The sequence below is a fragment of the Ancylobacter sp. FA202 genome, from assembly GCF_000380205.1.
Taxonomy (GTDB): Bacteria; Pseudomonadota; Alphaproteobacteria; order Rhizobiales; family Xanthobacteraceae; genus Ancylobacter.
Genome location: NZ_KB904818.1, coordinates 3,555,338 through 3,580,512, shown reverse-complemented (window position 1 = coordinate 3,580,512; position 25,175 = coordinate 3,555,338). Strand labels below are relative to the sequence as shown.

Annotated in this window: 25 protein-coding genes and 1 tRNA gene; 16 read left to right on the top strand and 10 right to left on the bottom strand. The window is 68.9% G+C overall.

The genetic code is table 11. The features are described from left to right. The first annotated feature begins 53 nt into the window (after positions 1–53). Complete coding sequence (locus A3M1_RS0116375; RefSeq protein WP_018390074.1) at positions 54–539, top strand: tripartite tricarboxylate transporter TctB family protein; 486 nt, start codon at positions 54–56, stop codon at positions 537–539. A gap of 10 nt (positions 540–549) precedes the next feature. Further along, positions 550–2,061: a tripartite tricarboxylate transporter permease gene (locus A3M1_RS0116370; protein WP_018390073.1), complete on the top strand. Its 1,512-nt coding sequence runs from the start codon at positions 550–552 to the stop codon at positions 2,059–2,061. 68 nt (positions 2,062–2,129) lie between these two features. On the opposite strand, the gene A3M1_RS0116365 is transcribed toward A3M1_RS0116370, so the two are convergent. From A3M1_RS0116365 to A3M1_RS0116355, 3 genes are all read right to left on the bottom strand, one after another. Further along, positions 2,130–2,708, bottom strand: a complete 579-nt coding sequence (locus A3M1_RS0116365) for a DUF2059 domain-containing protein (RefSeq protein ID WP_018390072.1) — start codon at positions 2,706–2,708, stop codon at positions 2,130–2,132. Positions 2,709–2,729: 21 nt separating this feature from the next. Beyond that, the gene (gene rpiA, locus A3M1_RS0116360; RefSeq protein WP_018390071.1) at positions 2,730–3,431 is read right to left on the bottom strand and encodes a ribose-5-phosphate isomerase RpiA; all 702 of its coding nucleotides are present in this window, start codon (positions 3,429–3,431) and stop codon (positions 2,730–2,732) included. Between the two features lie 103 nt (positions 3,432–3,534). Then, complete coding sequence (locus tag A3M1_RS0116355) at positions 3,535–4,026, bottom strand: hypothetical protein (protein WP_245261711.1); 492 nt, start codon at positions 4,024–4,026, stop codon at positions 3,535–3,537. 188 nt (positions 4,027–4,214) lie between these two features. On the opposite strand from A3M1_RS0116355, the gene A3M1_RS0116350 reads away from it, so the two are divergent. The 6 genes from A3M1_RS0116350 to A3M1_RS0116325 all read left to right on the top strand — a co-directional run bounded on the left by A3M1_RS0116350 (position 4,215) and on the right by A3M1_RS0116325 (position 10,635). After that, positions 4,215–4,898 (top strand): HAD-IA family hydrolase, encoded by a 684-nt coding sequence (locus A3M1_RS0116350; protein WP_018390069.1) that lies wholly within the window; start codon positions 4,215–4,217, stop codon positions 4,896–4,898. An 88-nt stretch (positions 4,899–4,986) separates the two neighbouring features. Next, a tRNA-Val gene (locus A3M1_RS0116345) sits at positions 4,987–5,061 on the top strand. A 56-nt stretch (positions 5,062–5,117) separates the two neighbouring features. Further along, positions 5,118–5,855 (top strand): SOS response-associated peptidase, encoded by a 738-nt coding sequence (locus A3M1_RS0116340; RefSeq protein WP_018390068.1) that lies wholly within the window; start codon positions 5,118–5,120, stop codon positions 5,853–5,855. A gap of 57 nt (positions 5,856–5,912) precedes the next feature. Beyond that, entirely contained in the window at positions 5,913–7,820 is a 1,908-nt protein-coding gene (locus A3M1_RS0116335; RefSeq protein ID WP_018390067.1) for an acyltransferase family protein, read from the top strand. Between the two features lie 124 nt (positions 7,821–7,944). Further along, positions 7,945–9,864, top strand: coding sequence for an acyltransferase family protein (locus A3M1_RS0116330; protein ID WP_245261710.1), 1,920 nt, complete (start codon positions 7,945–7,947; stop codon positions 9,862–9,864). Positions 9,865–10,029: 165 nt separating this feature from the next. Continuing rightward, positions 10,030–10,635: a L,D-transpeptidase gene (locus A3M1_RS0116325; RefSeq protein ID WP_018390065.1), complete on the top strand. Its 606-nt coding sequence runs from the start codon at positions 10,030–10,032 to the stop codon at positions 10,633–10,635. Between the two features lie 75 nt (positions 10,636–10,710). On the opposite strand, the gene A3M1_RS0116320 is transcribed toward A3M1_RS0116325, so the two are convergent. Then, entirely contained in the window at positions 10,711–11,103 is a 393-nt protein-coding gene (locus A3M1_RS0116320) for a gamma-butyrobetaine hydroxylase-like domain-containing protein (RefSeq protein ID WP_018390064.1), read from the bottom strand. A gap of 204 nt (positions 11,104–11,307) precedes the next feature. Here A3M1_RS0116320 and moaA point away from each other — a divergent pair, with 204 nt between their 5' ends. The 3 genes from moaA (at position 11,308) to A3M1_RS0116305 (ending at position 14,721) form a co-directional block, all read left to right on the top strand. Next, the gene (moaA, locus tag A3M1_RS0116315) at positions 11,308–12,354 is read left to right on the top strand and encodes a GTP 3',8-cyclase MoaA (protein ID WP_018390063.1); all 1,047 of its coding nucleotides are present in this window, start codon (positions 11,308–11,310) and stop codon (positions 12,352–12,354) included. 145 nt (positions 12,355–12,499) lie between these two features. After that, positions 12,500–13,687 carry an MFS transporter gene (locus A3M1_RS0116310; RefSeq protein WP_018390062.1) on the top strand — a complete coding sequence of 396 codons (1,188 nt, stop codon included), beginning with the start codon at positions 12,500–12,502 and terminating at the stop codon, positions 13,685–13,687. A gap of 107 nt (positions 13,688–13,794) precedes the next feature. Next, positions 13,795–14,721, top strand: coding sequence for a DMT family transporter (locus tag A3M1_RS0116305; RefSeq protein ID WP_018390061.1), 927 nt, complete (start codon positions 13,795–13,797; stop codon positions 14,719–14,721). A 3-nt stretch (positions 14,722–14,724) separates the two neighbouring features. Here A3M1_RS0116305 and A3M1_RS0116300 read toward each other — a convergent pair whose 3' ends face one another. After that, complete coding sequence (locus tag A3M1_RS0116300) at positions 14,725–15,834, bottom strand: TRAP transporter substrate-binding protein (RefSeq protein WP_018390060.1); 1,110 nt, start codon at positions 15,832–15,834, stop codon at positions 14,725–14,727. 59 nt (positions 15,835–15,893) lie between these two features. Beyond that, entirely contained in the window at positions 15,894–16,982 is a 1,089-nt protein-coding gene (locus A3M1_RS0116295; RefSeq protein ID WP_018390059.1) for a TRAP transporter substrate-binding protein, read from the bottom strand. A gap of 154 nt (positions 16,983–17,136) precedes the next feature. On the opposite strand from A3M1_RS0116295, the gene A3M1_RS0116290 reads away from it, so the two are divergent. Beyond that, positions 17,137–17,967 (top strand): isocitrate lyase/phosphoenolpyruvate mutase family protein, encoded by an 831-nt coding sequence (locus A3M1_RS0116290; protein WP_018390058.1) that lies wholly within the window; start codon positions 17,137–17,139, stop codon positions 17,965–17,967. 35 nt (positions 17,968–18,002) lie between these two features. Here A3M1_RS0116290 and A3M1_RS0116285 read toward each other — a convergent pair whose 3' ends face one another. Continuing rightward, positions 18,003–19,181, bottom strand: coding sequence for an Mrp/NBP35 family ATP-binding protein (locus tag A3M1_RS0116285; protein WP_018390057.1), 1,179 nt, complete (start codon positions 19,179–19,181; stop codon positions 18,003–18,005). 249 nt (positions 19,182–19,430) lie between these two features. Here A3M1_RS0116285 and A3M1_RS0116280 point away from each other — a divergent pair, with 249 nt between their 5' ends. From A3M1_RS0116280 to A3M1_RS0116270, 3 genes are all read left to right on the top strand, one after another. Continuing rightward, positions 19,431–20,222 (top strand): ABC transporter substrate-binding protein, encoded by a 792-nt coding sequence (locus A3M1_RS0116280; RefSeq protein ID WP_018390056.1) that lies wholly within the window; start codon positions 19,431–19,433, stop codon positions 20,220–20,222. Positions 20,223–20,297: 75 nt separating this feature from the next. Continuing rightward, on the top strand, positions 20,298–21,020 hold the full coding sequence (locus tag A3M1_RS0116275) for an ABC transporter permease (protein ID WP_018390055.1): 723 nt from the start codon (positions 20,298–20,300) through the stop codon (positions 21,018–21,020). Beyond that, entirely contained in the window at positions 21,020–21,769 is a 750-nt protein-coding gene (locus A3M1_RS0116270) for an ABC transporter permease subunit (protein WP_018390054.1), read from the top strand. The genes A3M1_RS0116275 and A3M1_RS0116270 overlap by 1 nt, the downstream gene beginning before the upstream one ends. Positions 21,770–21,905: 136 nt before the next feature. Here A3M1_RS0116270 and A3M1_RS0116265 read toward each other — a convergent pair whose 3' ends face one another. From A3M1_RS0116265 to cobT, 3 genes are all read right to left on the bottom strand, one after another. Next, positions 21,906–22,541, bottom strand: a complete 636-nt coding sequence (locus tag A3M1_RS0116265; RefSeq protein ID WP_018390053.1) for a uracil-DNA glycosylase family protein — start codon at positions 22,539–22,541, stop codon at positions 21,906–21,908. A 34-nt stretch (positions 22,542–22,575) separates the two neighbouring features. After that, positions 22,576–23,028, bottom strand: coding sequence for a thermonuclease family protein (locus A3M1_RS0116260; RefSeq protein ID WP_018390052.1), 453 nt, complete (start codon positions 23,026–23,028; stop codon positions 22,576–22,578). Between the two features lie 243 nt (positions 23,029–23,271). Continuing rightward, complete coding sequence (gene cobT, locus A3M1_RS0116255) at positions 23,272–24,294, bottom strand: nicotinate-nucleotide--dimethylbenzimidazole phosphoribosyltransferase (RefSeq protein ID WP_018390051.1); 1,023 nt, start codon at positions 24,292–24,294, stop codon at positions 23,272–23,274. Positions 24,295–24,484: 190 nt separating this feature from the next. On the opposite strand from cobT, the gene bluB reads away from it, so the two are divergent. Further along, entirely contained in the window at positions 24,485–25,174 is a 690-nt protein-coding gene (gene bluB, locus A3M1_RS0116250) for a 5,6-dimethylbenzimidazole synthase (RefSeq protein WP_018390050.1), read from the top strand. Position 25,175: the final 1 nt, after the last annotated feature.

Below are 25,175 nucleotides of genomic sequence, written 5' to 3'. Positions count from 1 at the left end.
CTCGCGGCCTGCCGCGGGGGAGTCTTTCGTTCCGACACCCCGGAGCCCCGCCGATGAGCGATTCCCGTCCCACCTCCACCGCCGGCCCCGACAAGGGCCGCTTCGTCATCGCCTTCGCCCTTGCCCTCCTGTCGCTCGTGGTCGGCTGGGATGCGTGGCGGCTGTCCGGGATCAACACCTATTCGGCCGTCGGGCCGGGGGCGTTTCCCGCCATCATTTCCGCCGGCCTGGCCTTGCTGGCGCTGGCCAATGCGGTCGAGGCGGTCCGCGAGGGCGCGCAGGATCGCCCGCGCGACGAGATCGGCCCGATGGCCTGGGTGCTGGGAGGGCTGATCGGCCAGATCGTGCTGCTGGCCTTCGGCGCCGGCTTCGCCATCGCCACCGGCTGGCTGTTCGCCGCCACCGCCAAGGGTTTTGGACGCGGGCCGGTGTGGGGGCATTTCCTTGTCGGCGCGGTGATGTGCTTCGTCATCTATGTGGTGTTCGCCAAGGGGCTGCAGCTGGCGTTGCCGGCCGGCCCGCTTGAACGGCTGATCTGAGGACGCTCCCATGGACACGTTTGCCGCCCTCGGCTCCGGGGTGATGGTCGCCCTCCAGCCGATAAACCTCTTGTTTGCGTTCGTCGGCGTCATGCTCGGCACGGCGGTGGGCGTGCTGCCCGGCATCGGCCCGGCGCTGACCGTCGCGCTGCTGCTGCCGATCACCTTCAAGCTCGACCCGGCCGGCTCGCTCATCATGTTCGCCGGCATCTATTATGGCGGCATGTATGGCGGCTCCACCGCCTCCATCCTGCTCAACACGCCGGGAGAAAGTGCCTCCATCGTCACGGCGCTGGAGGGCAACAAGATGGCCCGCGCCGGGCGCGGCGGGCCGGCGCTCGCCACCGCCGCCATCGGCTCCTTCGTCGCCGGCACCATCGCCACCATCGGCCTGGCGCTCATCGCCCCGACCGTGGTCGACATCGCCATCTCCTTCGGCCCGGAAGATTATTTCGCGCTGATGGTGCTCGCCTTCACCACCGTGTCGGCGGCCTTCGGCTCCTCGGTCACGCGCGGGCTCACCAGCCTGTTCCTCGGCCTCTCGCTCGGCCTGATCGGCATCGACCTGCAGAGCGGGCAGGCACGGCTCTCCTTCAGCGTGCCGGACCTGCTCGACGGCGTGGAAGTGACGACGCTGGCCGTCGCCCTGTTCGCCATTGGCGAGACGCTGTCGGTGGTGGCGGCGGGGGCGCGGGCCGACGAGATCATCGAGCCGGTCAAGGGGTCGGTGTTCATGAACCGCGAGGACTGGAAGCGCTCCTGGAAGCCGTGGCTGCGCGGCACGTTTCTGGGCTTCCCGATCGGCGCCATGCCGGCGGGCGGGGCTGAGATTCCCACCTTCCTGTCCTATGCGCTGGAAAAGCGGCTGTGCAAGAAGCCGGGCGAGTTCGGCAATGGCGCCATCGAGGGCGTCGCCGGACCGGAGGCGGCGAACAATGCGGCGGCGGCCGGCGTGCTGGTGCCCCTCCTCACCCTCGGCCTGCCGACCTCGGCCACGGCGGCCATCATGCTCGCCGGCTTCCAGCAATACGGCATGAACCCCGGCCCGCTGCTATTCGCCACCAATCCGGATCTCGTCTGGGGCCTCATCGCCAGCCTGTTCATCGCCAATGGCATGCTGCTGGTGCTGAACCTGCCGCTGGTCGGGCTATGGGTCCGCCTGCTGGCGATTCCGCGCCCCTGGCTCTATGGCGGCATCCTGGTTTTCGCGACGCTGGGTACGCTGGGCGCCAACCCCTCGCTGATCGAGCTCGGCATGCTGCTGATCTTCGGCCTGCTGGGCTATGTGCTGCGGCGCTACGACTACCCGATCGCGCCTGTGGTGGTCGGCCTCATCCTCGGCCCGCTGGCCGAGCAGCAGCTGCGCCGGGCGCTGGCGATCAGCGTCGGCGATCCGCTGGTGCTATTCCAGAGCCCGGTGGCGCTGACGCTTTACGCCCTCTCGGCCCTCGCTTTGTTCGGGCCGCTGCTGTTCTACATCCTCACCGGCCGCAAGGCCCCGGTGGGATCGGACGAGGATTGAGGCGAACCGCACTCCAAAACGAAAATGCCCGGCGCGAGCCGGGCATTTGTCGTTGAGGGGCGACGTGATCAGATGGTGAAGCCGCGCTTCTTCATTTCCTCGCGCACCCGCACTTCCATCTCGCGTGCGAAGCCCGCGCTCCAGGCCTGGATGCTGCTGAAGCCGGCCTTGAGCAGATCCTCGCGCTTGGCGACCAGCTTCTTGCCGGCCTCCGAGCGGTAGAACGCCAGAAGGTCGCGCAGTTCCTGGGTGGTGAACTCGGTGGCGTAGATCCTGGCGAGGATCTGCACGATCTCGGTGCGGCGGCTCTCATATTGGGTGGAGAGCTGCTTGGCGACCTCGCGCAGGTCGCGAATCAGGTCCGGATTGGACTGCACGAAGCTGGCCGCCGTCTGGTCCACGACATTGGGGATCACCGCGTCGAAGCTGCTGGCCTCGCCATTGGCGACGAGCAGCTCATTGGCGAGCTTCATCTGCTCGGCGGTGGGCTCGGGCGCCTTTGGCGCAGTGGCCTGGGCGAGCTGGAAGGGGGCGGTGTCCTGCGCCAGCGCCGGGGCGCCGCCGACGAACAGGGCGAGCCCCATCACCGCCGCCGTGAACGGCGCGACCCGCCGGGCGGCGCGCGGTGCGGCAATATCAAGCTGCATGAAAGTCTCCTGACGAACTGCTCACGCGCGGTCGATGACCGTCACGCCGCCGGCGCCCGCGAGAATGACGCGGCTCGCCAGATTGATGAAAAGGCCGTGCTCGACCACGCCCGGCACATTCGAGAGCTCGGCGGCAAGCGCGGTCGGGTTGGTGATGCTGCCATAAGCGGCATCGAGAATCAGGTGTCCCTGATCGGTGACGAAAACATGACCGTCCGGCCGGCGGCGCAGCGTCAGCAGCCCGTGGCAGCCCGCATTGCGGGCGGCGCGATCAATGCCCCGGCGGATGGCGGCGACACCGAAATCCACCACCTCGATCGGCAGCGGAAAGGTGCCGAGCACCGCCACCTTCTTCGAGGCATCGGCGATGACGATCATCTGCCTGGCCGCCGAGGCGACGATCTTCTCGCGCAGCAGCGCGCCGCCGCCGCCCTTGATCAGGGTGAGGTCCGGGCCGACCTCGTCGGCGCCGTCGATGCACAAATCGAGCACCGGGTGCTCGTCCAGCGTGCCGAGCGGGACGCCGAGGCTCTCGGCCTGGGCGCGGGTGGCCTCGGAGGTCGGCACGCCGACCACCTCCAGCCCCTCATTCACCCGCACGGCGAGCAGATCGACCAGATGCTTGGCGGTCGAGCCGGTGCCGAGGCCAAGCTTCATGCCCGAGCGGACATATTCGAGCGCCTGCGCGGCGGCTTGTCTCTTGAGGTTGTCAGCGTCGGTCATGAGCGTCGCGGGGCCCTCGTTTTTAGGACTTCTTAATCTTCATCTCGTGCGTAGCGCCGTTGGCGCGCGCCGACAAGCCCGCCGGCTCGCGCCTCCCCGGCGATCATTGGCTGGAAGGTGGGGTGCAGACCACCGCCGGCTCGACGCCGCCGCCGTCCTTGGGCATGTCGCGGACATAGCAGACGCTCATCTGGCCGGTGCCGGCATCGACGCGAAAAATGCCGGTCTCGCCGGAATAGCGGGTCGACATGATGTCGTAGCGGCCCGGCGCGCCGCCCTGCGCGCTCGCGTCGCGGCGGAAGCAGCGCGTGACGCCGACAAGGCTGCCCTCGGGGCGCTCGAACTGGCAGGCATTCACCTCGCCGGTCCGCACATTCACCGAATAAAGCCGGTTGGCCTGGGCGGCCGGGGGCGCGGCAAACACGTAGGGCCCGTCGCCGGGAGCCGCCTCAGTGGGAGCCGCCGGCGCGGTGGCCGAGGGCGCCTCGGTCGGCTTCGCGTCGCCCGGCTTCGTCTCCTGCGCCAGCGCGCCACCGCCCGCCAGCACGCCAAGCCCGAAGGCCGCCGCCACCACCGCCACACGCCAGTTCTGCATCGTCATCCTCATAACCGGGACATCCTGTGCCTCGCCCATCTTCCGCGCGCCGCCGGCCGCGCCCGCATGCGCCCGATGGACGCGGCAGGCTGGACAGCAAAAGCGGCAGGATTGTAGGCCTAGAGCGGACGGCTCGTCTCGCGGCGACGGGCGGCCCGCTTTTCCCGTCACCATCCACGGAAATTGTCATGCCCTCCTCGCCTCCCGCCGTGATCGCCTTCGACCTCGACGGCACGCTCGTCGACACCGCCCCCGACCTGCTCGACACGCTCGACATCGTGCTCGACGAGGCCGGCGCCGCCCGCCTGCCGCGCGACGACACCCGCAAGATGATCGGCGCCGGCGCCAAGGCGCTGGTCAATCGCGGCCTCACCGCCGCCGGCATCAGTGTCGAACCGCCGGAATTCGAGAAGCTCTATGCCCGCTTCCTCGACCATTACGCCGCCCATATCGCCGATCTCTCGCGGCCCTATCCCGGCCTGCTGGACGCGCTGGATGAGCTTTCCGCCCGTGGCCATGTGCTGGCCGTGTGCACCAACAAGCTGGAATATCTCTCGCGCCTGCTGCTCGACCGGCTCGACCTGACCGACCGCTTCGCCGTCATCGCCGGCTCGGACACGTTTCCGGTCTACAAGCCCGATGCCGGCCATCTGCTCGGCACGGTCGAGCGCGCCGGCGGCGTGGCCACGCGTGCCATCATGGTCGGCGACAGCATGACCGATGTTCTCACGGCGAAGAATGCCCGCATTCCCTCGATCGTCGTGCCCTTCGGCTACACCGAGATTCCGGCCGAGGAACTGGGCGGCGACGCCTTTATCGGCCATTACGACCTGCTGGTGGAGACGGTGGAGCGCCTTCTCTCCCGTGGGTAGCGTCGCAAGCCCGCTTGACACCCGGGCCGCGGACACACTACATCCCGCCGCGATGGCGCTGGCCCCGGACATATCCGGCGGGGCCGACGGGCGATTAGCTCAGCGGGAGAGCACTCCCTTCACACGGGAGGGGTCGCAGGTTCAATCCCTGCATCGCCCACCATCGTCGCTCTCGCTTCAGGGACGCGACAGGCCGGGAGCCGGCCAGCAGGGCCGCCCATGTGCAACCTCTACAGCCATCACTCCAATCTGCGCGCGATCACCGATCTCGTCGGCACGCTGCGCAATCTCGCCGGCAATCTGCCGCCGCAGACCGGCATCTTCCCGGATTTCCCCGCCCCGATCGTCCGCACCGGGGAAGACGGCCTGCGTGAACTGGCGCTGGCGCGCTGGGGCATGCCCTCGCCGCCCTCGGTCGCCGGGCCGCCGGTGACGAATATCCGCAACCTAGCCTCGCCGCACTGGCGCGCCTGGAGCGGGCCGGCGCATCGCTGCCTGGTGCCGTTCACCAGCTTTTCCGAATACGCGCCGCTGCCCAACCCCGCCACCGGCCGCAAGGACGTGGTTTGGTTCGCGCTGAACGAGGAGCGCCCCCTCGCCTTCTTCGCCGGGCTGTGGACGCGCTGGAACGGCACGCGCGGCACCAAGGCCGCGCCGGTGGAGGGCCAGCACGAGCTGTTCGGCTTTCTCACCTGCGCGCCCAATGGCGTCGTCGAGCCGATCCACCCCAAGGCGATGCCGGTGATTCTCACCAGCCGTGAGGAGCGCGAGGTCTGGCTGAACGCCCCGTGGAGCGAGGCGCGCGCCCTGCAGCGCCCGCTGCCCGACGATCGCCTCGTCATCGTCGCGCGCGGGCCGGCGAAGGAGGACCCGCCGCCCGCCCCCGCGCCGCCACCCTCGCCTGATTCGCCCGCGGCTTCCCCGGAAGCGTCGCCCCGCCAGGGCAGCCTGTTCTGATGCCCCGCGCGCGGCCCGCGCCCCTGATGTCCCCCTGCCTGAAAGAGCCTGCGGCCCGTGCATAATCCCCTGCGCTATCGCGCCCATATTGACGGCCTGCGCGCCATTGCCGTGCTCGGCGTGGTGCTGTTCCATTTCGGCGCGCACTGGCTGCCGGGCGGCTTCATCGGCGTCGACGTGTTCTTCGTCATTTCCGGCTTCCTCATCGCCAAGTCGCTCTATGCCGATGTCGATGCCGGCAGCTTCTCCATCCTCGGCTTCTATGAGCGGCGGATGCGGCGCATCGCGCCGGCCTTCTTCGTGGTGACGGCGGCCACCAGCCTTGCCGCCTTCCTGATCTTCTTCCCCAACCAGCTGATGACCTATGGCCGCTCGCTCATCTGGGCGGTGCTGGCCTTCGGCAATGTCTATTTCTACCTGCGGACCGACTATTTCGGCCCCTCGGCGGAAGAGACGCCGCTGCTGCATTATTGGTCGCTGGGGGTGGAGGAGCAGTTCTATTTCCTGTTCCCGGGGCTGATCCTGCTCATCGCGCGGTTTGCCCCCAGGGCGAGGGCGAAGCTGGTGCTCGGCCTGCTCGTGGTCTCGCTCCTCGCCTGCGAGATCATCCGCCCGTTCAACCCGGCGGCGGCGTTCTATCTGCTGCCCTTCCGCGCCTTCGAGCTCTTGATCGGCGCCGGCCTCGCCCTGCCGGGCCTGCGCTTTACCGAAAACTCCCGGGCCGGCGGCGCGGCGATGGCGGCGGGGCTCGCGCTTATCCTCGGCGGCATGGTGTTCATCACCGAGCACGCGCCCTTTCCCGGCGTGCTCGCGCTGGTGCCCTGCCTTGGCGCGGCTCTCGCCATCTGGGGCGGGGAGCGGACGGAGAACCTGCCGGCCCGGCTGCTCGGCCTGCGCCCGCTCGTGTTCTTCGGCGCCATTTCCTATTCGCTCTATCTCGTCCACTGGCCGATCGTGGTGTTCGCCCGCGCCCTGCTGCCGAACCTGCCGGCGCTGGCCTTCCTCCTCGGCGGGCTGGCGCTCTCCACCCTGCTCGGCTGGCTGTCCTGGCGCTTCGTGGAACAGCCGGTGCGGCAGAACCGCCGACTGTTCGGGCGCGGGCTGGTCTATGGCGGCACGGCGGCGGGCGCGGTGCTGCTCATCGCCTTCGGCATGGCGGCCTCGGACACGCGCGGCTTTCCCGGGCGGCTCGCCCCGGAGATCCAGCGCGTTCTCGCCTTCACCCGCTATCCCTTCCGCGAGGTGGTGCGCGACGGCACCTGCTTCATCAACGGCAACCGCCCGAAGGACCAGCCGGCGCCGGAATGCCTGCCAGACGCCCATCCCAGCCTCGTCCTGTGGGGCAGCAGCCATGTGGCGCAGTTCATCGGCGCGCTGGAGCCGATCGCCAAGGCGCATGGCTATGCGGTGGGCCAGATGACCGCCGCCGCCTGCCCGCCGCTGGTGCAGTCGAACTTCGCCGCCATGTGCGACCGGCTGAACCGATTCGCCTTCGACTGGCTGCTGGAGCACCGGCCGTCCATCGTGGTCATCGGCGGCGACACGCTGGTTTCGGAGGAGCATTTCCGCCAGCTCGACGCCGACCTCGCCCGGCTGCATGGCGCCGGCATCCGGGTCATCCTGCTCGGCCCGGTGCCGCACTACAGGCGCCCGGCACCGGAAATCCTGGCCGAACGCATGTACCGCAATGCGCCGAGCCGCCTCGCCGATGACGACCTCACCGAGGCCACGGGCCGCGCCGACCGGCTGATGGCGGCGCATTTCGCCGGCAATCCGGATGTCGAGTTCGTCTCGCTTCTCGGCCTGTGCCCGGACAGGAACTGCCCGATGATGGTCGACGGCGCGCCGCTGCAGTTCGACCCCACCCATTTCACCCGCGAGGGCGTCTCCTATTTCGGCGACCGGCTCGGCGCACTGATCTTCGCCAATGCGCCCGCTCCGGCCCCAACGCCGCCGGCGCAGTGAGAGCGGGAACCGGCGGCCCTATGGCCGCACAGCCACACTCGCGGCCTAAGTGGGCGTGCGGCAGGGGACAGGCGCGCGCGAGGCATGCCCACGCGCCGCCAGAGCGTTCATAATGAGGCCCGCCTTGCCCCCCTCGCCTGCCTCACCCAGCCTGCGGTCTGCCGTGCATCATCCCCTGCGCTATCGCGCCCATATTGACGGCCTGCGCGCCGTCGCCGTCCTCGGCGTCGTCCTCTATCATTTCGGTGCGACGTGGCTGCCGGGCGGGTTTGTCGGCGTCGACGTGTTCTTCGTCATTTCCGGCTTCCTGATTTCCAAATCGATCTATGCCGATGTCGAGGCCGGCCGCTTCTCGCTGTTCGGCTTCTATGAACGGCGCATCCGCCGCATCGCGCCGGCTTTCCTGGTCGTCACCGCCCTCACCGCCGCCTTCGCCGCGCTCATCCTGCTGCCTTATCAGATGATGATCTTCGGCCGCTCGGTGCTGTGGTCGGTGTTCGCCGTCGGCAACATCTTCTTCTTCCAGCGCACCGACTATTTCGGCCCGGCGGCGCAGGAAATGCCACTGCTGCATTACTGGTCGCTGGGGGTGGAGGAGCAGTTCTATTTCCTGTTCCCGGCGCTCATCCTCGTTCTGCAGCGCTTCGGCCGGCGAGCGATCCTCTGGAGCGTGCCGGCGCTGTTGCTCGCCTCGCTGGCCGCCAGCCAGTTCATGGTGACGCGCGACCCCGCCGCCGCCTATTTCCTGCTGCCCTTCCGCGCCTTCGAAATGCTGATCGGCGCAGCGCTGGCGCTGCCCGGCCTGCGCTTTGCCGAGCGGCGGGCGGTGCGCGTGGCGGCGGGAACGGGCGGCTGCGCCTTGATCCTGGGCGGCATGGTCGGGCTCAGCTCCGCCTCGCCCTTTCCCGGGCTGCTGGCGCTCATTCCCTGCCTGGGCACGGCGCTGGTAATCTGGGGCGGCGAGGCCGGGCCGAGCCTGCCGACCCGGCTGCTGGGCAGCCGGGTGATGGTGTTCTTCGGCCTCATTTCCTATTCGCTCTATCTCGTCCACTGGCCCATCGCCTCGCTCGGCCGGGAGTGGCTGGGCCCGGTGGCGCCGCTGCCCTTTCTCCTCGGCGGAGTGGCGCTGTCGGTGCTGCTGGCCTTTCTCTCCTGGCGGTTCATCGAGCAGCCGGTGCGCGTCAACCGTCGCCTGTTCACCCCGAAGGTGCTGGTCGGTGCCACGGTGGCGGGCACGCTGGCGCTGGCCGCCTTCGCGCAGACCGCCATCGCCACGCGCGGCCTGCCTCAGCGGCTCGACCCCGAGGTGCGGCGCCTCGCCGCCTATGCCTTCTACAACGCCGACCCGGTGTTCCGGCAGGGCGTGTGCTTTACCCCCTTCTTCCAGGCCGAACTCGCCATCAAGCCGGAATGCCTGCCCACCACCCACCCCTCGGTGCTGGTATGGGGCAACAGCCATATCGCCCATTTCATCACCGCGATCATCGCGGAGGGCGAGGCGCGCGGCTATGCGGTTGGCCAGATCACCGGCGCCGCCTGCCCGCCGGTGCTGGAAGCCGAAGGCTCCCGCCTGCCCTATTGCGCGGCGATGAACGCCTTCGCCCGCGACTGGGTACACGCCAACAAGCCGGACATCCTGGTGCTCGGCGGACTGGGCACGCCCTCGCCGGAACTGGACGCGGCGCTTGAGGGCTTCGCCCGCGAGGGCATCCGCGTGGTGGTGGTCGGCCCTGTGCCGCTCTACCGCGACGCGGTGCCGAAGCTGCTCGCCCGCCGCCTCATCGCCGGCGACGGCAATACCGGGGCGGGCGACGACCTTCTCCCCAGCGCCCGCCTGCACGATGAGCGGCTGCGGGCGCATTTCGCCGGCAACCCGGATGTCACCTACATCTCGGTGTTCGACGCCGCCTGTGGCGGCACCGACTGCCCGCTGACGGTGGACGGCGTGCCGCTGCAGCATGACCCCTCGCACTTCACACAGGCCGGGGCGAACTTCTTCGGCCGCCCGGTCAGCGCGCTCATCTTCGGCGCGCCGGCGAAGTAACGGGGCAACCTGTGGCATTCGTGCCATAGCGCCGGGCAAATTTGCCCGTATTCGCGCGCTGCTAGGCAATGCTCCGATTTTCGCCGCATACTGTGGCACCCGCGCCCGCGCTTTGCCGCCGGGCGAGGGCTTCCATCCGCCACGGGTGACGGAACGGGCCATTTCATGGGGCTTACGATGCGACTTAAGACACTGGCTGCCCTGGCGCTGGGCGCCGCGATTCTCGCCGGCAGCGCGCCGGCCATGGCGCAGAGCGCGAGCACGCCCTCCTTCTTCAGCTTCTTCCCGCGCCCTTCCAATTTCGGCAACGGGCCGGTGAAGGGATATTCCTCGATCCGCCGGCAGGTCGTGCCCTATACCGGCAAGTACAAGCCCGGCACCATCGTGGTGAACACCGCCGAGCGCCGGCTCTATCTGGTGCAGGACAATGGCACGGCGGTGAAATACGGCATCGGCGTCGGCCGCGACGGCTTCCGCTGGGGCGGCGTCAAGACCATTACCCGCAAGGCCGAATGGCCGGGCTGGACCCCGCCGCCGCAGATGCTGCAGCGCCGCCCCGACCTGCCGCGCTACATGCCCGGCGGCATCGACAACCCGCTCGGCGCCCGCGCCATGTATCTGGGTTCGACGCTCTACCGCATCCACGGCTCCAACGAGCCGGAGACGATCGGCCAGGCGGTGTCGTCCGGCTGCTTCCGCATGACCAATGACGACGTGACCGACCTCTATGACCGCGTCCGCGTCGGCACCCAGGTGGTGGTGCTGAACTGACGCCAGGGCGTCATCCCGGACGGCCGGAAGGCCGCTCCGGGATCGCCCTCAATGCCGGCGCACGGCGCGGTTGCCTCAGTGCCGGCGCACCGCGCCGGGGGCATCGCGCGAAAGGTTCTTGGCCGCCAGTTCTTGCAGATAGCGCTTGAAGCGCGTGTCCTGGTCGCGGCCCAGTTCGTGCAGCAGGTCCCAGGTGAAGATGCCGGTGGAATGGCCGTCGTCGAAAATCAGCCGCACGGCGTAATTGCCGACCGGTATAGCCTCCTCGATCCGCACCTCGCGCTTGCCCGCCACCAGCTGGCGGTCGGCCGGCGAATGGCCCTGCACCTCGGCGGAAGGGCTCTCCACCCGCAGCAGCTCGGCCGGGATGATGTAGCTCGCCCCGCCCTCGAAGGCGATGGTCAGCGCACGGCGATCCTTGTGCACCTTGATTTCGGTCGGCCAGAATGTGCCAGCGGCATCGGTCACGGGCGTCTTCCTCTCTTCTCGTTCCTTCCCACATAGACAGGCAGCGCGCTTTCGCCAAGCGCCGGAGCTTTCGGGGCGTTTGGGCAAAGCCACTGTCACGAATGGGTTAGGCTATCGGCCGATAGGCCCCTGCGCCTTGGCAGACGGGGCGCCGAGCCTTAGAAATGGAAGAAGAACAGCGCCCATCGGCGCGGGAGCGACTGCGTGAGCACCAGCGAAGCCGTCATCGACCGTATCCAGTTCGGCGCCCCACGCGCGCCGCTGGTCGACACGTTCGGCCGCGCCGTCACCTATCTCAGGGTTTCGGTGACGGACCGCTGCGACTTTCGCTGCGTCTACTGCATGGCGGAACATATGACGTTCCTGCCCAAGCCCGAACTGCTGACGCTGGAAGAACTCGACCGCCTCTGCTCCGCCTTCGTCGCCCGCGGCGTGAAGAAACTGCGCCTCACCGGCGGCGAGCCGCTGGTGCGCCGCGACGTGATGACCCTGTTCCGCTCGCTCGGCCGGCATCTCGATTCGGGTGCGCTGGAAGAGCTGACGCTCACCACCAATGGCTCGCAGCTCGCCCGCTTCGCCCGCGAACTCGCCGATTGCGGCGTCAAGCGCATCAATGTCTCGCTCGACACGCTCGACCCCGACCGTTTCCGGGCGCTGACCCGCTGGGGCGACCTCGGCAAGGTGCTCGCCGGCATCGACGCGGCTCAGGAAGCCGGCATCCATGTGAAGCTGAACGCCGTCGCGCTCGCCGGCGAGAACGAGCATGAGATCCCCGATTTGATCCAATGGGCGCATGGCCGCGCCATGGACGTGTCGCTGATCGAGGTGATGCCGCTCGGCGAGACCGGGGCGGAGCGCGCCGACCAGTATCTGCCGCTGTCCACCGTGCGCGAGCGCCTCGCCCGACAGTGGACGCTGGAGGACATTCCGTTCCGCACCGGCGGCCCGGCGCGTTATGTCAGCATCCGCGAAACCGGCGGCCGACTCGGCTTCATCACCCCGCTGACGCATAATTTCTGCGAGGGCTGCAACCGGGTCCGCGTCACCTGCACCGGCACGCTCTATATGTGCCTCGGCCAGGAGGACGCGGCGGATCTGCGCGCCCCCCTGCGCGCCTCCGAGAGCGACGAGAAGCTGCACGCCGTGCTCGACGACGCGATCTTCCGCAAGCCCAAGGGGCATGATTTCGTCATCGACCGCCCCGGCCGCGCCCCCTCCGTGCGCCGCCATATGAGCGTCACCGGCGGCTGAGCCGGGCGGCTCCTGCGAGCGTGCCGCATGGCTGCCGCGCGCTCCGCCGTGTTGCTGCGCTGCAATACAACGTGCATATGATCATATGAATCACGCTGCTAAACAGCAGCCAACACACCCTTTTTCGATCATAGAGCGTTCCGCGATGCAGCTTCCGCTGTTGGCCCTGGCCATGGCCTCCTTCGGCATTGGCACGACCGAATTCGTCATCATGGGCCTGCTGCCGGAGGTCGCCGCCGACCTCGGCGTCACCATCCCCGCTGCCGGGCTTCTCGTCACCGGCTATGCGCTGGGGGTGGTGGTCGGCGCGCCGATCGTCGCCGTCATCACCAATTCCCTGCCCCGCAAGGGCACGCTGATCGGCCTTGCCAGCATGTTCGTGCTGGGCAATTTCCTCTGCGCCATCGCGCCGGACTATTGGTTCCTCATGGCGGCCCGCGTCGTCACCGCCTTCTGCCATGGTGCCTTTTTCGGCATCGGCGCTGTCGTGGCGGCCAATCTGGTGCCGCCCAACCAGCGCGCCAGCGCCATCGCGCTGATGTTCGCCGGGCTGACGCTGGCCAATGTGCTGGGCGTGCCGCTCGGCACCGCGCTGGGCCAGGCCGCGGGCTGGCGCTCCACCTTCTGGGCGGTGGTGCTGATCGGCATCCTCGCGGTCAGCGCCATCGCGCTGTGGGTGCCGCGCGACATTCCCCATGCCTCGGGCAACATCCTGCGCGAATTCGCGGTGCTGAAGCGCCCGCAGGTCATCCTCACCATGCTGATGAGCGTGCTGGCCTCGGCCAGCCTGTTCTCGGTGTTCACCTATATCGCGCCGCTGCTGCGCGACGTGACCGGCTTCACCCCGCACGCCGTCACCTATGTGCTGCTGCTGTTCGGGGTGGGAATCACCATCGGCAATCTCTTGGGCGGCAAGCTGGCCGACTGGCGGCTAATGCCCTCGCTGATGGCGAGCTTTGTCGGGCTGGCCGCCATTCTGGTGGCCTTCGTGTTCCTCAGCGCCTCGGCCGCCGCTACCGTGGCCACCGTCTTCATCTGGGGCATTCTGGTGTTCGCCGTGGTGCCGCCGATCCAGATGCGGGTCGTCGACGCGGCGGAGGGGGCGCCCAACCTCGCCTCCACGCTCAATCAGGGCGCGTTCAATCTCGGCAATGCCGCCGGCGCCTGGATCGGCGGGGCGGCGATCACGGTCGGCATCGGCTATGCCGACCTGCCCTGGGTGGGCGCGGCGCTGGCGGTCGGCGCGCTCGGCCTGTGCGTCGCCTCGCAGGCGCTGGAACGGCGCACCGGCGGGCTGGTCGCAGCCGACGCGCTCGCCTGCGAGGAATGCTGAACCGCGCTCTCCTTTGAGGGCACATTTTCCCCGGCGCCGGCGCGATGGCCGCGTTTGCGCCGCCTTTGAACGACTTTTAAGGCGTTCCCGCCTTCGGACCCCGTTTCATGCACGCCCCCAGCGCCAAGCGCGGCATTCTGCTGATGATCGCCGGCTCGTCGATCTTCTCGACCAATGACGCCTTCTCCAAGCTGGCGCTGGCCCATATCCCACCCTCGCAGATCCTGGCGATGCGCGGCGCTCTGGCGGCGCTGCTGCTGCTCGCCGTGCTGGGCTGGATGGGGCTGCTTCCCTCGCTGCGCTACATGATGGACCGGCGGGTGCTGCTGCGCTCCGTCACCGAGGCCTGCGTGGCGCTGCTGTTCATCACCTCGATCTCGGTGATGTCGATCGCCGATTCCACCGCCATCCTGCAGGTCACTCCGCTCGCCACCATGGCGGCGGCGGTGCTGTTCTTCGGCGCGCATATCAGCTGGCGGCAATGGCTGGCGGTCGCCATCGGCTTCCTCGGCGTGACGCTGATCGTCAAGCCCGGCAGCTCGGCCTTCGACGCGATGGCGCTGCTGCCGCTGGGCGCCGCCCTGCTCATGGCCTTTCGCGACTTCGTCACCGGGCGGATAGGCACGCATGTGCCGACCCTTATCGTCACTTTCAGCACGGCGGTGGTGGGCATGGGCTTCGGCTTTGCCGGCAGCTCGGTCGAGACCTGGCACGCGCCTGATGCGACGACGCTGGCCTATCTCGTCGGCGGCAGCGTCTCGCTGATCATCGGCCAGATGCTCACCATCGCGGCGATGCGGACCGGCGACATCTCGGTGGTGGCGCCGTTCCGCTATGCCGCCGTGGTCTGCGCCGTCGGCCTCTCGGCCGTGGTGTTCCACGACATGCCGGATCTGGTGTCGATCGGCGGCATGGCGCTCATCATGGCGGCGGGGCTCTACACCATGCACCACCATATGAGCGCCCGCGCCCTCACCGCCGCCCGGCCGGCGCCGCGCGAGGCCGCCTGCGAGGGGCCCCGCGCCGGCGGCTGAGCCTCAGCCCTTCTGGCGGGCACGGATCATGTAGCCGTCATAAGGGTATTCGCCGACCTGCCACCACAGATATTCCTCGTTGCGGAAGGCGAGCATCGACTCGTAGATGGTCTTGAATTCCGGGTTCTTGGCGGAAATCTCCGCCATCAGCGCGATGTTCTCCTTGTACGCCGCGTCCATCACCTCCTGCGGGAAGGGGCGCAGCTGCGCCCCGCCGGCCACCAGCCGGCGCAGCGCCGCCGGGTTGCGGGCGTCGTACTTCGCCAGCATGTCGGAATTGGCATAGGCGGAGGCGGCCTCGAACGCCGCCTGATAGGAGCGCGGCAGCTCGTTCCAGGCCGGCAGATTGGCGACGAAATGGATGGTCGGGCCACCCTCCCACCAGCCGGGATAATAGTAGAACGGCGCCACGCGGTTGAAGCCGAGCTTCTCGTCATCCACCGGGCCGACAAATTCGGCGGCGTCGATCGTGCCCTTCTCCAGCGCGGGATAGATGTCGCCGCCGGCGAGGTTCTGCGGCACCAGGCCGAGCCGCGCCAGCACCTGCCCGGCAATGCCGGGAATGCGCATCTTCAGCCCCTTCAAATCGGCGAGCGACTTGATCTCCTTGCGGAACCAGCCGCCCATCTGCGCCCCGGTATTGCCGCCGGCGAAGCCGATGACGTTGCTCGTGGCGAGGAAGGCGTTCTGCAGCGCGTTGCCGCCGCCATGGTAGAGCCACGCCGTCTGCATCCGGGCGTTCAGCCCGAAGGGCAGCGTGGTGAAGGGCGCATAGGCGGGGTTCTTGCCGATATAGTAATAGAGCGCGGTCTGGCAGACCTCCACCGTGCGGTTCTGCACCGCGTCCAGCGCCTGCAGGCCGGGCACGATCTCGCCGGGGGCGAACACGTCGATGGTGAAGCGCCCGTCCGTGGCCTCGCCGACATATTTCGACAGCAGGGTGGCGGCGCCATAGATGGTGTCGAGCGATTTCGGATAGCTCGACGTCATTCGCCAGCGCAGGGTGGGCAGGGTCTGGGCGATGGCGGGCGCCGCCAAGGTCGAGGCGGCGGCGGCGGCGGTGGCGAGGCCGGCACCCTTGATCAGGCCCCGGCGGGAAGGCGAATGCGGCATCGGCGTTTCCTCTGTGTTTTTTTGCTTTCCTCTCCCCGACGGGGAGAGGGAGAAGCCCCCTACCCCCGCGTGCGGGCGCGGATCATGTAGCCGTCATAGGGGTATTCGCCAACCTGCCACCACAGATACTCCTCGTTGCGGAAGGCGATCTGCGCGTCCATGATCTTCTTGAAGCCGGCATTCTTGGCGCCGATCTCGGCGATCAGCTCGTTCGAGGCCTGCCAGGAGGCGTCGAGGAAAGCCTGCGGAAAGGTGCGCAGCTGGGCACCCGCCGCGACCAGCCGGCGCAGCGCCGCCGGGTTGAAGGCGTCGTATTTCGCCAGCATGTCGGCATTGGCATAGGCCACCGCCGCCTCGAACGCGGCCTGGTAGCTCTTGGGCAGGGTGTTCCACTTGTCGCGGTTGACCACGACATTCATCGTCGGCCCGCCATCCCACCAGCCGGGATAATAGTAATAGGGCGCCACCCGGACGAAGCCGAGCTTCTCGTCATCATAGGGCCCGACCCATTCGCAGGCGTCGATCGTGCCCTTTTCCAGCGCGGCATAGATGTCGCCGGGGGCGATCTGCTGCGGCACCACGCCGAGCTTGGCCACCACCTGCCCGGCAATGCCGCCGATGCGGAACTTCAGGCCGCGGAAGTCGGCGAGGTCCTTCACCTCCTTGCGGAACCAGCCGCCCATCTGGGTGCCGGTATTGCCGCCGAGAAAGCCGACGAGGTTGTATTTGGCGAGGAACTCGTCCTGCAATTCGCGCCCGCCACCATGGTAGAACCAGGCGTTCTGCATGCGCGCATTCAGCCCGAACGGCATGGTGGTGAAGCAGGCGAAGGACGGGTCCTTGCCGGTGTAGTAATAGAGCGGCGTCTGCGCGATCTCGACCGTGCCGTTCTGCACCGCGTCCAGCGCCTGCAGACCGGGCACGATCTCGCCGGCGGCGAAGTTCTGGATGACGAACCGCCCCTGCGTCACCTCGCTCACATATTTCGACACCAGCTCATTGGCGCCGAAGATCGCGTCGAGCACCTTCGGCACCGAGGAGGTGAGCCGCCAGCGGATCTGCGGCGCGTCCTGCGCCAAAGCGGGCGCCGCCAGCGCGCTCGCGGGGGCGGCGATGGCGGCGGTGCGGAGAAAGTCGCGGCGCTTCATGGGCAGGCATCCCTCGCAAATGGGCGAGCGATGTTTGCAACAGCCCGCCGCGCAGGGCAACCGGCTTGGCTGATGCACGGGCCGGCGCGCAAATGTTCTTGCTCTGTTCGCGTTCCCTCGCTAGCTTTTCCCGGTCATCGGGGAGACGTTGCACATGGACGACAAGGCCGCCCGCTTCCGCGCCCTGCATGAGGGGCCCGGCGCCTTCATCCTGCCCAACCCGTGGGACGCCGGCACGGCGCGCATCTTCGCCGCGATGGGCTATCCCGCTCTCGCCACCACCAGCGCCGGCATGGATTTCTCGCGCGGCGTCGCGGAGGGGACGACCTCGCGCGCGGATCTGTTCGCCCATTGCGCCAGCATCGTCGCCGCGACGCCGCTGCCAGTGTCGGCCGATCTCGAAATGGGCCTTGGCGACAGTCCCGAGAGCGCGGGCGAGACCATCCGCACGGCTGCCGCCCTTGGGCTGGCCGGCGGATCGCTGGAGGACCATACCGGCCGCCGCGACGCGCCGATCTACGATTTCACCCTCGCGGTGGAACGCATCGCGGCGGCGGCGGAAGCGCGCCAGGGCCTGCCGGGCGATTTCGTGCTCACCGCGCGGGCGGAGAATTTCCTGTGGGGTCGGCCCGATCTCGACGACACCATCCGCCGCCTGCAGGCCTTCGAGGCGGCGGGGGCCGATGTGCTCTATGCCCCCGGCCTGCCGGATATCGCGGCGGTGCGCACGGTCTGCGCGTCGGTGTCCCGGCCGGTGAATGTCGTCATCGGCATCGGCAAGACGCGCTTCACCCGCGACGAACTGAGCGAGGCCGGCGTGCGGCGCATCAGCATCGGCTCCAGCCTCGCCCGGCTCGCCTATGGCGCGGTGATCCGCGCGGCACAGGCAATGCAGCGCGCGGGGCGGTTCGATTTCCTCGACGAGGCCATGGGCTTCGCCGAGATCGAGGCGCTCTTCGCCACGTTCGAGGCACAGCAGCGATAGGCCGGACGGGGCAGCAAGGCGGGGGAGATGCCCCCTCACCCCTCCATGACGATGCGCGGCGCGGCGCGGGCCGTGCTACGGCGGCCGGCGAGCGAATCGCGCACCGATTGCGCGATGGCGCGGTAGATGCCCGCCTCCGGGCTGTCCGGTCGGGTCGCCACCACAGGCAGGCCGGCGTCCGACGTCTCGCGGATCGACATCTGCAGCGGCACCTCGCCGAGGAAGGGCACGCCGAGCCGCTGCGCCTCGTGCCGCGCCCCGCCATGGCCGAAAATATCCGAGCGTGTGCCGCAGTGCGGGCACATGAAGTAGCTCATGTTCTCCACCACGCCGAGAACCGGCACATTCACCTTCTGGAACATGGCGATGCCGCGCCGCGCGTCGATCAGCGCGAGGTCCTGCGGGGTGGAGACGATCACCGCGCCGGCCAGCGGCACCTGCTGCGCCATGGTCAGCTGCGCATCGCCGGTGCCGGGCGGCATGTCGACGACGAGAATGTCGAGCGGCGCCCAGTTCACTTCCTTCAGCATCTGGCTGATCGCCGACATCACCATCGGCCCGCGCCAGATCATCGGCGTCTCTTCCTCCACGAGGAAGCCGATCGACATCACCTTGAGGCCGAAGGCCTGCATCGGGGTGATCATCCGGCCGTTCACCTCGGGGCGCCCCTTCAGCCCCATCAGGCGCGGCACGGAGGGGCCGTAAATATCGGCGTCGAGCAGGCCGACCTTGAGCCCGGAGGCGGCGAGGCCTAGCGCCAGATTGGCCGCCAGCGTCGACTTGCCCACCCCGCCCTTGCCCGAGGCCACCGCGATGATGGCGCCGACACCCGGCAGGCCCGGCGCTTCCTTCTGCGGATCGGCCGGGGGCTGGGCATGGGTGTGTCCCGCATGGGAATGGCCGGCATGGGAATGGCCGCCGGGCGCGCGCGCGGCCGCCGGCGTGTGCGAGGCGACCGGGGGCAGGCCGGCCTTGCGCTCGGCGGTGAGCGCCACCAGCGCCGAGGTCACGCCCGGCGTGCCGCGCACGGTGCGCTCCACGGCGGCGCGCACCGGCTCCCAGGCCTGCGCCTGCGCGGCATCGACCGTGATCGACATGTAGACCTTGCCGTCCGAAACAAGGATGTCGGACAGCACGCCGGCCTCGGTCACGGGACGGCCGTCGGGGGCGGAAACCTGCGCCAGCCGCGCCTTCACATCGTCTGCCGTCGCCATCGCGCGCTTCTCCTCAATAGACCTGTTTCAAGCTGAGACACACCAGCGCGGGCGCAGCGTCAACCCGTGCCGCGCCATTGCCCGATCGGCCGGCCTGATGGTGCCGCACTGCACAAAAATGGATCAGTTCGACTTTCTGACTAGGGATGCAGCAGCCCCCGTTGCACTACATTCGGAATTAGTGCCAGCATGGGTTGCCGGGAACGACAGAACACACCGGCGAAGCACACAGTATCAGAGGGGAACATCATGAGGCTCGTCACCCGGTTCGCGGCCGTGGCCATTCTCGCAGCGGCCATCCTTGCCGTGCCCCTGGCCGGCGGCGCCTCCGCCAAGGAATGGAAGACCGTCCGCATCGGCACCGAAGGCGCCTACCCGCCCTTCAACTATATGGACAAGGGCGAGCTGAAGGGCTTCGACATCGACATCGCCAAGGCGCTGTGCGCCGAGATGAAGGTGGAATGCACTTTCACCGCGCAGGATTGGGACGGCATCATCCCCGCGCTGCTGGCCGGCAAATACGACGCCATCGTCGCCTCGATGTCGATCACCGAGGAACGCAAGCAGCAGATCGCTTTCTCCAACAAATACTACAAGACCGCCGCCATCTTCGCCGCCCCCAAGGACAGCAAGATCACCGACACCTCGCCGGCCGCGCTCAAGGGCAAGGTGCTGGGCGCGCAGGCCTCGACCATTCACTCGAACTACCTCGAAGACGTCTACGCCAAGGCCGGCGCCGAGGTGAAGCTCTATGGCAAGCAGGACGAGGCCAATCTCGACCTCGCCAATGGCCGGCTCGACGCGGTGCTGGCGGACAAGATCGTGCTGCTGGAATGGCTGAATTCCAAGGATGGCGGCTGCTGCCAGTTTGTCGGCGCCGACCATACCGACGCGAAATATTTCGGCGAGGGCATCGGCGTCGGCATCCGCAAGGGCGACCCCGAGCTGGTGGCGATGTTCAACAAGGCGATCGACGCGATCGTCGCCAACGGCACCTACAAGACCATCAACGACAAGTATTTCCCCTTCAGCGTCTACTGACGCCCGCGCCGCAGCGTCGTTCCGGCACGGCCGGGGCGGCGCCTTTTCGTCGAACCGTGGGGCGCGCCATCCGTCATGTTGAATCTGCTTGAGCTGCTGTCCTTCGGCCCCAATGGCTGGGGCGACGAGATTTTGCAGGGCGCGCTGCTCACCATCGAGCTCGCCCTCGTCACCCTCCCCGTCGGCATCGTCATCGGCCTTGCCGTGGCGGTGGCCAAGGATTCGCGCTCGCGGGCGCTGCGCGCGGTGGGCGACCTCTACACCACGGTTTTTCGCGGGCTGCCGGAACTGCTCACCCTGTTCATCGTCTATTATGGCGGGCAGATGCTGCTCACCCGCCTCGCTGGCTATGTGGTCGAGGGCGCCCATATCGAGGTGAACCAGTTCGTCGCCGGCGTGGTGGCGCTGGGGCTGGTGCTCGGCGCCTTCTCCAGCGAGGTGCTGCTCGCCGCCATCCGCGCCGTGCCGAAGGGCCAGAAGGAGGCGGCGTCCGCCCTCGGCCTGTCGGGCTGGAACACCTTCCGGCTGGTCACATTCCCGCAGCTCTGGCGGGTCGCCCTGCCGGGCCTGTCCAACAACTGGATGGTGCTGCTGAAAGACACCTCGCTGGTCTCGGTCATCGCCATCAGCGATCTGATGCGCCAGACCTCGATCGCGGTGGGCGTGACCAAGCAGCCCTTCTTCTTCTACCTCGTCGCCTGCCTCATCTATCTCGTGTTTTCCGGCCTTTCGAGCATCGTGTTCACCGCGCTGGAAAACCGGGCCTCGCGCGGCTTCAAGCGGGTGGGAGGCCATTGATGGAACCGTTTCTCGGCTCGCTCGGCGAGGGCTTCCTTTGGGCGATGGGGCTGATCGGCCTCAACGCCGATTTGATGAGCCGCTACGGCCTGCGCTTTCTCGACGGCGTCTGGGTGACGCTGCAGCTGGTCGGGCTGTCCATCGTCTTCGGCGCCGTGCTGGCGCTGCCGCTCGCCATCGCCCGGGTGGAAGGCGGCAAGGTGCTCTCCCGCGCGGCCTTCACCTATTCCTATTTCTTCCGCGGCACGCCGCTGCTGGCGCAGACCTTCCTCATCTATTACGGCGCCGGCCAGTTCCGCGAACAGCTCACCGATATCGGCCTGTGGTGGTTCTTCCGCGATGCCTTCAACTGCGCGGTGTTCACCTTCACGCTGAACACCGCCGCCTACCAGTCGGAGATCCTGCGTGGCGGCATCCAGACCCTGCCGGCGGGGCAGATGGAGGCGGCGCAGGCGCTCGGCCTGTCGCGGGTGCTGGCCTATCGCAAGATCATCCTGCCGCAGGCGATCGCGGTGGGGCTGCGCCCGCTGGGCAATGAGCTGGTGCTGATGATCAAGGCCAGCGCCATTGCCTCGGTCATCACCGTCTACGATTTGATGGGCGTCACCCGCCTCGCCTTCTCCCGCTCCTATGACATGGAGGTCTATCTCTGGGCGGCGGTGCTGTATCTGCTGATGGTCGAGATCGTGCGGCGGGTGTGGAACGTGCTGGAGCGCCGGCTGAACCGGCATCTTCTGGTGTCGCGGTAGCGCGACCGGTTCCATCCTTCGAGGCTCGCTTCACTCGCACCTCAGGATGACGGCGTTCAAGCGAACAAGTATCGTCATGCTGAGGTGCCGGCCGCAGGCTGGCTTTGACGCACGCAGGGCCTTGATTCCCACCACCCTACCCCAGCAGCCGCGCCACCTCGGCGCGCAGCACCGGCACGAGATCGGCCTCGAACCAGGGGTGGCGCTTCAGCCAGCCGGTATTGCGCCAGGAAGGGTGCGGCAGCGGAAGGAAGCGGGGATTCTCGCGCGCGTCAAAAATCTCGCGCCAGCGCTCCACCCGCTCGCTCAGCCCGCCGCCCGCGAAGCGCTCCAGCCCGAGCCGCCTGAGATGATAGGCCTGCGCCGCCGCCCCCACCGCGACGACAAGATCGAACGGCGCCCGCGCGGCGAACAGCCGGTCATGCCACAGGCCAGCGCATTCCCGGCGCGGCGGCAGGTCGCCGCCCTTGCCGTCCTGCCCGGGAAAGCAGAAGCCCATCGCCGCCACCGCGATGCGGTCAGGGTCATAGAAGGTCTCGGCGCTGACCCCGAGCCAGTCGCGCAGCCGGTCGCCGGAGGCATCGGTGAAGGAGCGGCCGGAGCCGTGCACCTTGGTCCCCGGCGCCTGCCCGGCAATGAGGATTTTGGCGCGCGGCCCGACATGCAGCACCGGGCGCGGCGCATGCGGCAGCGGTTTTCCGCGCGGCGTCTCCACGCAGAAGCGGCAGGCGCGGATCTCAGTGAGCAGGGCGTCGAGGTCGTCGGCGGGCATGGCGCTTAGATAGGGAGCCTTCGCCCGCCCGTCATCACTCCGCCGGGCGTGGATGGCGCGCCCGCCACTCCGCCGGCGTCTCGAACGGGCCGGCCCAGATGCCGGCGCCGGCTGCCCGCGCCGCCCGCTCTTCGGCGCCGTAGGCCAGCCCCAGCGCCACCGCCCAGCCCTGCCGCACCAGTTCCGCCCCGATATCCCAGCCGTCGACCGCGCAGCGCGCCACGGCGCGGCCATAGCGGTCCTCGTCCACGGGCCGGCAACTCACCTCGCCCTGGGCGACGAGCGCCGCCAGCGCCGCGCGCGCCTTCATCCCGCAGGGCCAGGCCTTCGCCCCCTCGCCGCACTCCTGATGCAGTTCGGGCGCGTCGATGCCCTCCAGCCGCACCCGCTCGCCGGATATCTCCAGGCTGTCGCCATCCGCCACCCGCACCGCGCCGGTGAGCGGGGGGATGAAGCGCTCGACCAGCAGCGCAATCAAGATCAGCACGCCAGCGAGGGCAATCCCGCGCCACGTCTGTGGCCGCCAGCCCCGTGGCCGCCAGCCGCGCGGAGGGCGATGTCGCTGCGCGCGTGACGGGTTGAACCCCATTACCAGCCCTCATGGCCGGGCTTGACCCGGCCACCCAGCCCCACCGCGCGCACCACCCGGTAAAGGCTGGATCCCCGGGTCAAGCCCGGGGATGAGGGTCGAAGGTTCAGACGCACCACGTCGCGCCGCACGGCCGTCCCTTCACGCCCCCGCCACACCCGCCTCGGCAAAGGTCGCCATGCCGCCATGGCAGGCCAGCGCCGATTTGATGATGCCGATGGACAGCGCCGCGCCGGAACCTTCCCCCAACCGCATGTCGAGATCGAGCAGCGGGCGCAGGCCGAGCCGCTGCAGCACGGCGCGATGCGCCGGCTCGGCCGAGACATGGCCGGCGAGGCAATGGTCAAGCGCCGAAGGGTCGAGCGCCTTCAGCACGGCGGCGGCGGCCGTCACCACATAGCCGTCGAGCACCACAGGCACGCGCTGCAGCCGCGCGGCGAGGATGGCGCCGGCCATCGCCGCCACTTCGCGCCCGCCCAGCTTGCGCAGCACTTCCAGCGGGTCGTCCAGATGCCCCTTGGCGCGCGCCACCGCCGCCCGCACCGCCTCGATCTTGCGTTCCAGCACCTCGCCGGTGGCGCCGGTGCCGGGGCCGACCCAGTCGCCCGCCTGCCCGCCATAAAGCCCGTGGAAAATGGCGGCGGCCACGGTGGTGTTGCCGATGCCCATTTCGCCGAGGCACAGCAGGTCCGGCTCGCCGGCCAGCGCCTCCATGCCGAAGGCCATGGTGGCGGCGCATTCGGCCTCGGTCAGCGCGTCTTGTTCAACGATATCCGGCGTCGGCAGGTCGAGCGCGAGGTCGAACACCCTGAGCCCGGCGCCGAACACGCCGCAAATCTGGTTCACCGCCGCCTTTCCGGCGGTGAAGGTGGCGACCATCTGCTTGGTCACGTCCGAGGGGTAAGGCGAGACGCCGCGCCCCGCCACGCCATGGGTGGCGGCGAACACCGCCACGGTCGGCCGGTTGATCTGCGGAATCTCCCGACCCTGCCAGCCGGCGAGATGGATGGCGATTTCCTCCAGCCGGCCCAGCGCGCCGGGCGGCTTGACGAGTTGCCCCTGCCGGGCGGCCGCGGCGGCGCGGGCGGCCATGTCCGGCCCCGGCATCTGGGCAACGAGGTTGCGGATATCGTCAAAGGGCAGGCCGGTGGCGGAGCGCAGCATGGGAGCCTCAGCAGCAAAACGGACGGGGCAAACCGGACGGGGCAAAACGGAAGATGCAGGGTGAAGAAGTGTCGCCTCGGGCGCCAAGGCGGGGTAGACCCTCACCGAGGGACGCGCAACCCTCACGCAGGCCGCCGCGCCCCGGCGATTTCGCATGGAAGCGCGCGGGCGAGCAAGAAGGCGATCACGGATGGAAGCCCGCAAGGAAGCCCCCTTGGCCGTTCCTCTCAAAGCCCCTGCCGCCACGCCGCCGGACTTCGACGCCGCCTTTCGCGACCGGCTCGACGCGCTGTTCGCCTGGCGGCGCGATGTGCGCTGCTTCCGCACCACCGCGCTCGACGCGGCGGAATATGACGCGCTGCTGGCGGCCGCCTGCCGGGCGCCGAGCGTCGGCTTCAGCCAGCCCTGGCGGCTGGTGCGGGTGCGCGACGGCGACCGGCGCACGGCCATCCGCGCGCTGTTCGAGGCCGCCAATGCCGAAGCGCTGGCGCTGCAGCCGGCCGAGCGCGCCGGCCTCTATGCACGGCTGAAGCTCGCCGGGCTGGACGACGCGCCCGAACATCTCGCCGTCTTCGTCGAGCCGGACCCTGCGAGCGGCCACGGGCTCGGCCGCGCCACCATGCCGGAAACGGTCGCCTATTCCGCCGTGCTCGCCATCCACACGCTGTGGCTGGCGGCGGCGGCGCGCGGCATCGGGGTCGGCTGGGTGTCGATCCTCGCCCCGCAGGCGGTGGCGGCTGCGCTGGAGGTGCCCGCGCAGTGGCGGCTCGTCGGCTATCTCTGCATCGGCTATCCCGCCGAAGCCTCACCCGTGCCGGAGCTGGAGCGCGCCGGCTGGGAGCAGCGGCGGCCGCTCACCGAGCTACTGGTCGAGCGCTGAA

Coding starts and splice junctions, on each gene's coding strand:
- A3M1_RS0116295 (WP_018390059.1), bottom strand. CDS start 16,982: ATGAAGCGCCGCGACTTTCTCCGCACCGCCGCCATCGCCGCCCCCGCG.
- A3M1_RS0116290 (WP_018390058.1), top strand. CDS start 17,137: ATGGACGACAAGGCCGCCCGCTTCCGCGCCCTGCATGAGGGGCCCGGC.
- A3M1_RS0116275 (WP_018390055.1), top strand. CDS start 20,298: ATGTTGAATCTGCTTGAGCTGCTGTCCTTCGGCCCCAATGGCTGGGGC.
- A3M1_RS0116355 (WP_245261711.1), bottom strand. CDS start 4,026: ATGCAGAACTGGCGTGTGGCGGTGGTGGCGGCGGCCTTCGGGCTTGGC.
- A3M1_RS0116325 (WP_018390065.1), top strand. CDS start 10,030: ATGGGGCTTACGATGCGACTTAAGACACTGGCTGCCCTGGCGCTGGGC.
- cobT (WP_018390051.1), bottom strand. CDS start 24,294: ATGCTGCGCTCCGCCACCGGCCTGCCCTTTGACGATATCCGCAACCTC.
- A3M1_RS0116310 (WP_018390062.1), top strand. CDS start 12,500: ATGCAGCTTCCGCTGTTGGCCCTGGCCATGGCCTCCTTCGGCATTGGC.
- A3M1_RS0116285 (WP_018390057.1), bottom strand. CDS start 19,181: ATGGCGACGGCAGACGATGTGAAGGCGCGGCTGGCGCAGGTTTCCGCC.
- A3M1_RS0116265 (WP_018390053.1), bottom strand. CDS start 22,541: ATGCCCGCCGACGACCTCGACGCCCTGCTCACTGAGATCCGCGCCTGC.
- A3M1_RS0116270 (WP_018390054.1), top strand. CDS start 21,020: ATGGAACCGTTTCTCGGCTCGCTCGGCGAGGGCTTCCTTTGGGCGATG.
- bluB (WP_018390050.1), top strand. CDS start 24,485: ATGGAAGCCCGCAAGGAAGCCCCCTTGGCCGTTCCTCTCAAAGCCCCT.
- A3M1_RS0116375 (WP_018390074.1), top strand. CDS start 54: ATGAGCGATTCCCGTCCCACCTCCACCGCCGGCCCCGACAAGGGCCGC.
- A3M1_RS0116340 (WP_018390068.1), top strand. CDS start 5,118: ATGTGCAACCTCTACAGCCATCACTCCAATCTGCGCGCGATCACCGAT.
- A3M1_RS0116280 (WP_018390056.1), top strand. CDS start 19,431: ATGAGGCTCGTCACCCGGTTCGCGGCCGTGGCCATTCTCGCAGCGGCC.
- A3M1_RS0116350 (WP_018390069.1), top strand. CDS start 4,215: ATGCCCTCCTCGCCTCCCGCCGTGATCGCCTTCGACCTCGACGGCACG.
- A3M1_RS0116305 (WP_018390061.1), top strand. CDS start 13,795: ATGCACGCCCCCAGCGCCAAGCGCGGCATTCTGCTGATGATCGCCGGC.
- A3M1_RS0116300 (WP_018390060.1), bottom strand. CDS start 15,834: ATGCCGCATTCGCCTTCCCGCCGGGGCCTGATCAAGGGTGCCGGCCTC.
- rpiA (WP_018390071.1), bottom strand. CDS start 3,431: ATGACCGACGCTGACAACCTCAAGAGACAAGCCGCCGCGCAGGCGCTC.
- A3M1_RS0116370 (WP_018390073.1), top strand. CDS start 550: ATGGACACGTTTGCCGCCCTCGGCTCCGGGGTGATGGTCGCCCTCCAG.
- A3M1_RS0116365 (WP_018390072.1), bottom strand. CDS start 2,708: ATGCAGCTTGATATTGCCGCACCGCGCGCCGCCCGGCGGGTCGCGCCG.